Genomic DNA, 10,538 nt, shown 5'->3' on the forward strand with positions numbered 1-10,538 from the left:
ACAAAGGGGGAAAATCGGATGAAGACGCAAGGAACATCTGGAAAGGAAGCTACTCTGCTTTTCAGACAAACTTATGAGTATATGGTTACCCGCATGGATCGCGGCGAGTGGCAAGCCCATGACAAGCTCCCCTCCATCCGGCGTCTTGCCGAAGAGCTGCAGGTGCACAGGCTGACCGTTTTTCGCGCTTATCAGATGTTGAAACAGCATGAGAAAGTTTACGTCAAAGAGAAATCCGGTTATTACGTAAGCCCCTGCAAGACAGAGGAGCAGTCCCATACAGAGCATGCGGAAAAAGGTCGTTCGTTCACCGTGTCCAACGCTCTAAAAAACTCCCTGTCCGAAATTCAGCAAATCCCTGTCACGTACCAATTCTCACAGGCTTTGATCGATCCCAACTTGCTGCCGAATCTTTTTTTGTCCGAACATGTGAAAAAAGTTTTCGACATTTATCCAAAGCTCATGGGCACCTACTCCAACGCACAAGGGGATGAGGAGCTTCGCGAGTATCTCTGCCGATACATGGTTCGGCATCATAACCTTCAGCTCGCTGCAAGCGATCTTTTGATTACCACAGGCGGTCAGCAGGCCATCGACCTCATCTCGCGGATCTATATCCGCCCCATGGATCCGATCTTGGTTGAGCGGCCGACGTATAGTGCAGCGCTTGATATTTTCCGCCAGCAGGGAGCGCGGTTTATTCCTGTCGAGATCAGCCCGGACGGCTATGATCTGGCGAAACTCGAGAAGCTTATGGAGAAGCATAAACCACGGCTGTTTTATATGAATCCTACCTTTCATAATCCTACCGGGTACACGGTTCCGGCCGCACAGCGCAAGCAGCTCGTTGATCTGGCTGAACGCTATCGCTGTCTGCTGATCGAAGATGACGCCATTCACGAGATGTACTTGGACCAACCTCCTCCTTCGCCTATGCTGACTTATGACACGGAAGGCTGGGTCGTGTATCTCCGCAGTTTTAGCAAATATATCGCGCCTGGGCTGCGAATTTGCGCCGTCATGGGAGGCACGCATGTCATCCAATCACTCATTACGGCCAAATCATTAGCTGACAACGGCACACCGCTCGTCAATCAGAAAATGTTCCTGCATTATTTCGAATCTCCTAGAATGCAGCAGCATTTGGAGAAACTGCGTATTGCCCTGCAGATCCGAAAAGAAATTGTAGAGCAGGAGCTAGCCTCTACCGGATGGCGCTGGGTCAGCCCTCAAGGCGGCTTCAACCTGTGGCTCCAGCTCCCGGACCATATCCCGGCCCAGCAGCTGCTAGAGGAGTGCCTCCGGCAATCGGTCTCCTTCGTACCTGGTGTGATCTGCGATCCGCTCAGAGAGATGAGCTCCTGGATCAGGTTAAGCTATTCCTTCATAAATGAGGAGCATTTACGGGATGGCGTTAGACGGCTTATCGCTATCGCGGGGCGTTATGCGAGCGATGGGGAGTGTTAGTGTGAGGTTAGCATGAAAATCCAGAACGCAGAGGAACTACGGGGCGCTATTTGTTCCAGAAACCACTATTTGGCATATCTAAAGGAACTACGATCCTCTATTTTGCTAATAATGGCACTAATTCAGCTTGGTGATGAGAAATAAGACCCTGCAGTTCCATCAAAACAGGAAAAAGGATGGCTATAGCCAAAATAGCGCCCCATAGTTCCCCTGCCCCAGCACGTGTAAAATTTTACACTATTGCAGAAACTAACCCTACATTTACGACTCATGTCTAGGGGCCTTTTAACGTGATTTTAATTACGAATCTACTTTTCGTTATAGCAGCAATTGTTTCACGAGCCTATAAGCAGTGGAATAAATACTACGACGTCATGCTTTTTGTCTCTTTTTGCAATTTGCTTTACAATTTTCTGTGTCATGATCACATGATCTGGTCGTTTCACCCTGATTTATTGTTAAACCACAAAACGGCCGACCTTGTTAACACTTTCCTGCTGCTCCCAAGTACAACACTGCTATATCTAGCTTTCTTTCCTGCCGCCAAACGCACCCAGGTAATTTACTATTTCCTGTGGGTAATCGGTTTTTCGGCGCTTGAATATCTGTGGTATGCTTACGGCCGGATCACTTATCAGCATGGGTGGCACTTTATATGGTCGATTGCTTTTTACTTCTTCATGTTCTTGGCCATCAGACTGCTTCATAGTCATCGAGCTGCCGGGCTGCTTCTTTCTGTTGTGACCGCCACATTTTTGATCATTTATTTTCATATCCCTATCTGGAAACAAGAATAAACGTCTTCACCATCCTTCAAAAATACAAAAAAGGGGTGCCCCGCGAGTCTGCAAAAAGACCAACTGGGCACCCCTATTCGTATTAAGCTTTAACTTTCGCTTTAATTTCTTCAAGCGGCTTATGATTGCCGTATTTCGGATACTCACGTGTGGACGGAGCAGCCCACTGAACCGCATTGGAGATTACGCGGCGGATTTGCTCATTGTAGTAAGTACGGTAAGTCTCATGACCTGGACGGAAGTAGAAAATCTTCCCGTTTCCACGGTTAAACGTGCAACCGCTGCGGAATACTTCTCCGCCTTCGAACCAGGAAACCATGATCAACTCATCCGGCTGAGGAATATCGAAGTGTTCCCCGTACATTTCCTCAGCTTCAAGATCGATGTACTCCCCAATGCCTTCCACGATTGGATGACCTGGCGCAACAACCCAAATGCGCTCTTTTTCGTCCGCTTCACGCCATTTGAGGTCACAGGATGTGCCCATCAGCTTCTTGAACACTTTGGAGAAGTGTCCGGAGTGCAGCACGATTAGCCCCATGCCTTGCCATACGCGCTTTTGAACGCGCTCTACGATTTCGTCTTGCACTTGATCGTGCGCTTTATGTCCCCACCAGATAAGAACATCGGTGTTGTTCAAAACCTCTTCGGTCAAACCGTGCTCAGCATCGTCTAGAGTCGCATAAGTGACTTCTACATTCCCGCTGATGCCTTCGCCAATTGCTGTATGAATGCCGTCTGGATAGGCGGCGCGTACAATTTCACTTTCTTTTTCATGACGGTATTCGTTCCAAACCGTTACTTTAAGCTTTTGACTCATTGCTTATTCCCTCCAGGATCAAGATAGCGTATTCATTCATAATGTGAGTATAGTCCGTCCCTTCCCGAAATGAAAGGCAAGATTGTGCCTATTTATTATTCAATAGTGTCCTCGTTAAGTAAACAATGTTATACTTTCTCTTGATAAACCTTAACTGCTACGTCGTTTTACATATTCAAAAATGTCCTACCCTATAGCGAGGTATACGAAACCATGGAATCCGCACATAGTGCTTTCTCCGAAATTGTCAATGAAGAAGTCATTTATCAGAACCCGCTGCTTTTCCTAAAAATATGGGAGCTTGGCTCCGACTCCGCTCACTTCGGCGTCCCAACGCCTTGGCTTTGGCATTCGCATAAGCAGGTTGAGTTTCTGGTCGTCATGGAAGGCCTGCTGGCTATTCAAACCAAGCATGAACTTGCCGTGTTATCCGCAGGAGATGTGATCGTGTTGGGTTCCTCCCAGCCCCATCGGACGTACAAATACTCCGCCGGCCCCTTGCGGCAGATCGTTTTCCAGATTGATCTCAAGCAGCATTTTGACCTGAGTACGATGCCTTACCTGCATTGCTTCTCGGAGCTGACGCATCCGCTTGAGCAGTTCAACGAGCTTTTCCGGAGCAATCCGGGCGTGAAGCAAGCCGCTTATGACTTTATTCTTCAGATTTTCGAAGAGTCGCAGTCCCGCAAAATTGGCTACGAGCTGGCCATCAGCGCGGCGATCAAGAACTTGCTCCTGCTTATGTTACGCAATGACAATCGTGATTTGTCCGCACTTGCGGAGGATTCAGGCATCGCTCGCTTGCGCCCGGCGCTTGATCATATCGACAATCATCTTGGCGAGCGAATTACAGTTGAAGACGTCTGCTCCTTGCTCAATTTAAGCTATCATTACTTTATTAAGTATTTCAAAAAAGTGATGGGGATATCCTTCGTGGATTACGTGAATTACAAGCGCATCAAAAAAGCCGAGCGCCTCCTGCTAACAGGAGACCTCAGCATGATGGAAGTCAGTTTTGAGGTCGGCATCCTCAATATGGCGCAGTTCTACAAGCTGTTCAAGCGGCATAATCAATGCTCGCCCAAAGAATTCAAACAACGCATGCGCAGCCAAACGGGGGTCACCCCCGCCCCCCTGCTGGCGCAAGCGGATTAACGTCAGCCAGGCAGAAAACCCTGCTGGCTGACCAACACACGCTCCTGCGGAAAATGCCGCAGGAGCTGTTCGTGCACGCGCTTGTACGCATCCGGACTGTACCAGTCCGAAAGCCCCAGCGCGTCATAGATCGCGCGCACGCCGATGCGTGCCGTGCGCCGGCCCCCACTGCCATCGCCCATGAAGTAATCGTCGATGCACACCCGCTCCACGATGCCCGCCAGCCGCTCGGCGAACTGCTCCGAGCTCGGCAGCGCCGGCGCTATCGTGGCCTGCACGGGAATGCCGCGAGCTGCGAGCTCGCGGAGAGCTTCCAGCCGCGCCGGTATCGGCGGCGCGGACGGAGTGAACGCTCGGCGGACCTCCTCGCGGTCCGTCTCAACCGTCATGCTGACTCGGACACGGTCGCCGAGCAGCGCTAACAAATCCGCGTCCCGCTTCACCAGCGGGCTGCGGGTCTGAACGAACAAGAAGTCCGGCGGCTGCACGGACATCACCTCCAGGAGCGAGCGGGTGATCCGCTCCTTATACTCGCTCGGCTGATACGGGTCCGTCGCCGAGGACATGAAGATCGTGACCGGGCCTTTGCGCTTCGCTTTGGCCAGCTCGCTCTCCAGAAGCGCCGCAGCATTGGCCTTCACATCGACCCAGGTGCCCCAGGCCTCCGTGCGAAACAGAGCCACCGGCATCTGTCTCACGTAGCAGTAGGAGCACGCAAAAGCGCAGCCCGTATACGGGTTCAGTGTATGCGAATATCCCTCGAGGAAGCCGCTGGCTTTCGTGAGCAGCGTCTTCGCTGACTTGTGGTTCACCTCAATCTGCATGCGTACTCCTCCTCCTTTTCTGCTGCTTACAAACCTACCTTTTCCAGAACCAAAAGTTTCTCTTTATTCACCAATCCGCCGCGATAGCCGGTTAATGCCCCATCTTTTCCGACCACGCGATGGCACGGCACTACAATAAGAACCGGATTGGCGCCAATAGCGGTACCGACAGCTCTTACTGCGCTGGCTTTATCCAGCTTCTGAGCCATCTGTGAATAACTTACCGTTTCACCATGCGGTATTTCTTTTAATGCGCGCCACACGGATTGTTGAAAATCAGTCCCGCGCAGATCCAGCGGCAGTGTGAACGTTTTGCGTGAGCCTCGCAGATACTCCTCCAACTGCTGCACATAAGGCTCTAATGCCGCTTTATTCTCCATCCAGCTATAAGCTGGGAAACGATGTTTAGCCCATTTGGTTAATTCGGACCACGCTTCTGCATCAACGCCTCCCCGCTCAGCATCTTCCGCTTGATACTGCAAATAGATCAACCCATCGTCTGTTGCCGCGATCAAAAAGTGATTATCCATTAAACGAACTACACGCCAATATATGGATTTAGCCGCTGTCCTCGCTTCATTTGTTTGCATCCAAGAACCCTCCTCGGTTATGGTTAGATGATGGTGCAAGATTGACGAAATTCCGATGGCGTGACACCCGTTTTTTTCTGAAATACAGTGGCAAAATGAGCGGCATTCGCAATACCTACCAGCGCACCGATGACATTCACAGGCTTATTTGTTTCTATTAAAAGCTGCTTGGCTGCTTCAATTCGTTGATGTTGAAGATAAGTGAGAGGCGTAACGCCCTTCACGCGTTTGAATGTTCTTTGCAAATGATAGACGCTGGCATAAAATTGCTCGGCTAATACAGAAAGCGTAATCGGCTCGGCGTAACTTTCCTTGATATAGTCGGCTATCAGCTCGGTCCACTCTTCGTCCGGCAGCCGTAAGCCATCAGGCCTGCATCTTTTACAAGGGCGAAAGTGTTCCGCAACCGCTGTTTGGCGATCAGGAAATACCCGGACATTTTCCCGCTTCGGCACCCTCGATTTGCAGGATGGTCTGCAGAAGATCCCTGTTGTCGTGACCGCATAATAAAATGTGCCATCGTAACTCGCATCATTTCCAATAATAGCTTGCCAATACCTTTCTTGCATGGCTTCGCTCCTCTCCGTGCCTTCCCTCTACTAGCTCAGTATACCCAAACGGGTCTTCACTTGTAAGGGATGTGAGATGAGAAAGCAAGATTACGAAAGCCGCCTTCAGCGATAATAAAGGTAGTCCAACTAACCGATTATAGGAGATATGACTTATGCCGTCTTTTGACCCTTCCCTGCTAACCTGGAGCGAACAGACAAGCTCTTTCACCCTGCCACTGCCTGAACCTTTTCGATATGAGCAAAATCTTGGCTATTTGACCCGCTCCACCAATGAATGTCTATTCCTTGTGGATAACTCAGATATTTATAAGCTGCTTCTCGTTGGGGATAACCGCGTGCTGATCGCTGTCAACAGTGAGGATAACTTGCAGCTTCGTATTCGTATTCTATCCAGCACCGATACCCCTGTAACTCCAGCTCTTCTGGAACATGTCGCACGTTATGTGTGGGAATGGTTTGATCTCAGCACGGACCTTGCTCTGTTCTATGCGCTGGCTGAACACGACCCTCTGCTCGATCAAGTCACTCAGGATTTTTACGGGCTTCGCCTGCTGGGGATTCCGGATCTGTTCGAAGCGTTGAGCTGGGGGATTATGGGACAGCAAATCAACCTCGCTTTTGCCTATACACTCAAAAGACGACTCGTGGAAACCTTCGGTACCCGGCTGGACTGGCAAGGACGAACGTATTGGGCGTTCCCTGCGCCTGAGCGGATTGCCGAGCTTGCACCGGAAGCTTTGACCGCTCTGCAATTCACGGGTAAAAAGGCCGAGTACTTAATCGGCGTTGCCCGGATGATGGCGGAGGGTCGGCTGGACAAGGAACAGCTGCTGGAGATGAAAGATTTTGCGGCTATGGAGAAAGAATTGTTGAGTATTCGGGGCATCGGCCCCTGGACGGCCAATTACGTCCTTATGCGCTGTTTGCGCAACGCCGCCGCTTTCCCGATTGCGGATGTCGGTTTGCATAACGCGCTGAAGCATGTGCTTGGCTTGGACGAGAAGCCGACTCTCCCCCATATTCGCCAGCTAGCTGAAAACTGGAAAGGCTGGGAGGCTTATGCTACCTTTTATCTATGGCGTGTCCTCTACTAGTGCATGAGAATGAAGGAGCGAACTCACAGTGAAATTTCTAGGATTAGTGGAACAACTATTTGCCCAATACGGTTACTTGGTCCTGCTGCTCGGGCTGCCGCTTGACGTCATCGCGCTTCCGATCCCTCCTGGCAATACAACCATGACCTATACAGGGTATTTATCTTATAAAGGGGTGCTGAGATGGGCGCCGGCGATGTTATCCGCCTGGGTCGGTTCGACCATCGGTATGACGATCACCTATTGGATTGGGTATAAGTTGGGAATGCCGATTATCGAGCGTTTTGGCAAGTTGCTGTTCCTGAAACCAAGCCATTTGGACAAGACACGGAGCTATTACGAAAAGTTTGGCAATAAAGTGCTGCTTTTCAGCTTCTTTATACCTGGGATCAGGCAGTTTATTTTCTACTTTGTAGGCATCATTCGCATTCCATTCCGGGTTTTTGCGCTGTATGCTTTCACAGGTTCTGCCTTATGGGTCGTCGCTTTTTTCGGCATTGGCTACCTGTTCGGCGAACAGTGGCAGGCGATATTCATGTGGGTGGAGAAATTTTTGATCTATGCGATGATTGGCGCGTGCGCTGTGCTGGCGGGGATCCTGTTAGTTAAATGGCGAAACCGTTTGAAGACGGGAATTTAAACATATAAAAAGGTTGCCCCATCGTCACAGAGATCGATAGAGGCAACCTTTCTTTGATTTATTGTGGTGTTGCTGACGGTTCTGGCGTTGCTGTTGACTCCGGTGCTGCCGGATGACCTGGTTTTCCTTTGAATTTAAAGCCTTCATGACCCGAACCCGGTTTCATCGGGGGTACTCCGCCTTTGCGTTCAACAAAACTTTTCAGCTCATCCGTTAAATTATCTTTCAGCTTCGCGATCAGTTGATCCTCTGTGATGCCTTTATCTTGGGCGATTTCAGCAAGAGACTTCCCTGCTTTGCGCTGCGCAGCAAGCTCATCTTCTGTAATTCCCAGAATTTTCGCGATTTCTGCGGAATTGCCGAACATGCCGCCCGGCATCATGCCTCCATGCGGTTGTACGCCTTTGAAATCCATGACATGCGGTTTGGACTCGACCATTTTTTTCAAGCGATCCGCTAGGCCCGATTTCATTTTGTCAGCCTGCTCCTGCTTCAATTTCCCGGCTGTGACTGCATCATCAATCTTCTTAGTCTCAGCTTCCGTTAACTTGGCCAGAAGTGCATCTTCCGTCAGATTCGCTTTCTCTTGAGCGATTTGTACCAGTGTTTTCCCTTGTTTGATCTCATCTTTCAACACAGCCTGATCAATCCCAAGAACGGCAGCGAAATCGATGGCGCCTCCTTTACCGAATTCAAAACCGCCTTTTGCCGGCCCGTGACCTTGATTATTTGAGCCTCCGCGAAAATCTTTATGATGGTTATCCTTGAATTTGTCCTTCTGAGGTGCAGGCGTTACCGTACTCGTCTCATCTGCGAATACCTGGTTATGCTGAAGCGCAAGGCCACCGCCAATGAGTAGTCCTGCTGCGAGCGTACTGACCAGCACTTTCTTGTGAATAAGCTTCATCCTGTAACTCCACCTTTTTCATGAATTGGTCTAATTTTCTTCAGTATATCGGACAATTGTGAAAAAAATTTGAAGTCACAGCTCATTCCGTCAAAAAGTTTACGCTGTCTTTCTGCCCTTTGTCATGCCTACGAAACAGAGAATGGCCCCTATCTCCATACAAGCAATGATGATGCCTAGCGGTACTGCAGTCTGGCTGCCGCCAAGACCAACAAGCGGAGCAATCAGGCCCCCGATGATAAAAGAAAGCAGTCCCAGCAGCGCCGCAGCACTCCCCGCCGTTTTGCCCTGACTCTGCAGAGCAAGTGAGGAGGTTGCCACGGAGACAGGGCCTACGCTGGAAACGATGAAGAAAAAAGCGACAAGGATGGCCGGAAGCCCTGCCCCGATCAGAACGGCGACGAGCAGCAGCAGGCCGCCAAAAGCGGCCATGGCCAGCCCGCCTGCCAACAAGCGGTGGTCGCTTACTTTGCCTGCGAGCTTGCCCGTCACTTGACCGGCAAGGATGACGCCAAGCCCGTTCACGGCGAAGCAGACGCTGAATATTTGCGGGGAAACGCCGTAAATCTCCTGCAGCACGAACGGCGAGCCGGAAATATAGGCGAACATGCCGGCAAAGACGAGCCCTTGTGTCAGCGCGTAGCCCATGAACATGCGGTTTGTGAGAAGCCCGCGGAACGTTCGCAGCGTGTTGGCGAGGCCCCCTTTGGAACGACGATCCGGCGCATGCGTTTCCTTCAAGCCCCACGTTGCAGCTAGCAGCATCAGCACGCCAATGGCACCAAGAACAAGGAACACGCCGCGCCATGATGTGAACTGCAGAATCTGCCCGCCTGCAATCGGCGCAAGGATGGGCGCAGCGCCGTTCACCAGCATCAGCAGCGCGATAAACTTCGTCAGCTCCACGCCTTCGTACATGTCGCGCACGATCGCGCGGGAAATGACGATCCCGGCGGCGCCCGCCAAGCCTTGCACGAATCGCAAGCCCAGGAAAACGCCGATGGACGGCGCAAACATGCACAGAATCGAAGAGATCGCATAGAGGATCAATCCGATCAGCAGCGGCGCGCGTCTACCGCGCACATCGCTGACAGATCCTGCGATGAGCTGGCCGATGGACAGCCCCAGCATACAGGCGGTGAGGCTCATTTGTGCGAGTGAGGTGCTGGTATGGAGATCGCCGGCCAGATTCGGCAGTGCCGGCAGGTACATATCCAGCGAGAGTGGCCCGAAGGACGCTAGTGATCCGAGCACGAGCACGATCCATAATCGGCTGTAACGGCCTGTTGTCATGCCGGCTTGGGAAGCCAGTTGGTTGGACATTTTGATCACAACTTTCATTTAGTAGTTCAATTAAGCTAACATTGCGTTTAAATTTTGTCTAGTGTGAAGAGCAATAACCAGAGCACTGCCCACCCGCTATAATAAGAGCTAATGCGACGAAGAACGTCCCTATTCATCTTTAAGATGAATCAGGGGCGTTTTTTTATGATAAACGACCTTTCGTCCCTTCAGGGTGAACGCGTTGCCAGATAGGACGAAACAAAGCCAATGCCTTCTCTAGAGTGCACTTAATGCAATATGGAGGACTCAATTCGGCCACTGCTGCCGTCTACGTTGTGCAAAGTACAACGTAAAGGGCAGAGTATGGCGGTTTTCACGCTATTTTGAT

General features: G+C 50.9%; 11 protein-coding genes. 5 read left to right on the forward strand and 6 right to left on the reverse strand.

What is annotated here, in order from left to right; genetic code table 11:
• The first annotated feature begins 18 nt into the window (after positions 1-18).
• Positions 19-1,467 (forward strand): aminotransferase-like domain-containing protein, encoded by a 1,449-nt coding sequence (locus tag GON05_RS28820; RefSeq protein WP_157324071.1) that lies wholly within the window; start codon positions 19-21, stop codon positions 1,465-1,467.
• Between the two features lie 290 nt (positions 1,468-1,757).
• A complete protein-coding gene (locus GON05_RS28825; RefSeq protein ID WP_157324073.1) occupies positions 1,758-2,264 on the forward strand; it encodes a CBO0543 family protein in 507 nt (168 codons plus the stop codon).
• Between the two features lie 82 nt (positions 2,265-2,346).
• Here GON05_RS28825 and GON05_RS28830 read toward each other — a convergent pair whose 3' ends face one another.
• On the reverse strand, positions 2,347-3,084 hold the full coding sequence (locus tag GON05_RS28830) for a ThuA domain-containing protein (RefSeq protein ID WP_127456857.1): 738 nt from the start codon (positions 3,082-3,084) through the stop codon (positions 2,347-2,349).
• 213 nt (positions 3,085-3,297) lie between these two features.
• Here GON05_RS28830 and GON05_RS28835 point away from each other — a divergent pair, with 213 nt between their 5' ends.
• A complete protein-coding gene (locus GON05_RS28835) occupies positions 3,298-4,239 on the forward strand; it encodes a helix-turn-helix domain-containing protein (RefSeq protein WP_157324075.1) in 942 nt (313 codons plus the stop codon).
• Positions 4,240-4,241: 2 nt separating this feature from the next.
• On the opposite strand, the gene GON05_RS28840 is transcribed toward GON05_RS28835, so the two are convergent.
• Genes GON05_RS28840 through GON05_RS28850 form a run of 3 tightly spaced genes read right to left on the reverse strand, consistent with a single transcriptional unit; the run spans position 4,242 to position 6,222 of the window.
• Positions 4,242-5,063 (reverse strand): SPL family radical SAM protein, encoded by an 822-nt coding sequence (locus tag GON05_RS28840; protein WP_157324077.1) that lies wholly within the window; start codon positions 5,061-5,063, stop codon positions 4,242-4,244.
• Positions 5,064-5,089: 26 nt separating this feature from the next.
• Positions 5,090-5,653, reverse strand: a complete 564-nt coding sequence (locus GON05_RS28845) for a methylated-DNA--[protein]-cysteine S-methyltransferase (RefSeq protein WP_157324079.1) — start codon at positions 5,651-5,653, stop codon at positions 5,090-5,092.
• A gap of 23 nt (positions 5,654-5,676) precedes the next feature.
• On the reverse strand, positions 5,677-6,222 hold the full coding sequence (locus tag GON05_RS28850; protein ID WP_157324081.1) for a bifunctional transcriptional activator/DNA repair enzyme AdaA: 546 nt from the start codon (positions 6,220-6,222) through the stop codon (positions 5,677-5,679).
• A 155-nt stretch (positions 6,223-6,377) separates the two neighbouring features.
• On the opposite strand from GON05_RS28850, the gene GON05_RS28855 reads away from it, so the two are divergent.
• Entirely contained in the window at positions 6,378-7,319 is a 942-nt protein-coding gene (locus GON05_RS28855; RefSeq protein ID WP_157324082.1) for a DNA-3-methyladenine glycosylase family protein, read from the forward strand.
• Between the two features lie 28 nt (positions 7,320-7,347).
• Positions 7,348-7,959 carry a DedA family protein gene (locus GON05_RS28860; protein ID WP_181646372.1) on the forward strand — a complete coding sequence of 204 codons (612 nt, stop codon included), beginning with the start codon at positions 7,348-7,350 and terminating at the stop codon, positions 7,957-7,959.
• 58 nt (positions 7,960-8,017) lie between these two features.
• Here the strand turns inward: GON05_RS28860 and GON05_RS28865 are convergent, their stop codons facing one another.
• Both GON05_RS28865 and GON05_RS28870 read right to left on the reverse strand, forming a co-directional pair.
• Entirely contained in the window at positions 8,018-8,866 is an 849-nt protein-coding gene (locus GON05_RS28865; protein ID WP_157324084.1) for a hypothetical protein, read from the reverse strand.
• A gap of 99 nt (positions 8,867-8,965) precedes the next feature.
• Positions 8,966-10,189 (reverse strand): multidrug effflux MFS transporter, encoded by a 1,224-nt coding sequence (locus tag GON05_RS28870; protein WP_157324279.1) that lies wholly within the window; start codon positions 10,187-10,189, stop codon positions 8,966-8,968.
• Positions 10,190-10,538 lie beyond the last annotated feature (349 nt).

The sequence above is a fragment of the Paenibacillus anseongensis genome, from assembly GCF_009757995.1.
Taxonomy (GTDB): domain Bacteria; phylum Bacillota; class Bacilli; order Paenibacillales; family NBRC-103111; genus Paenibacillus_E; species Paenibacillus_E chondroitinus.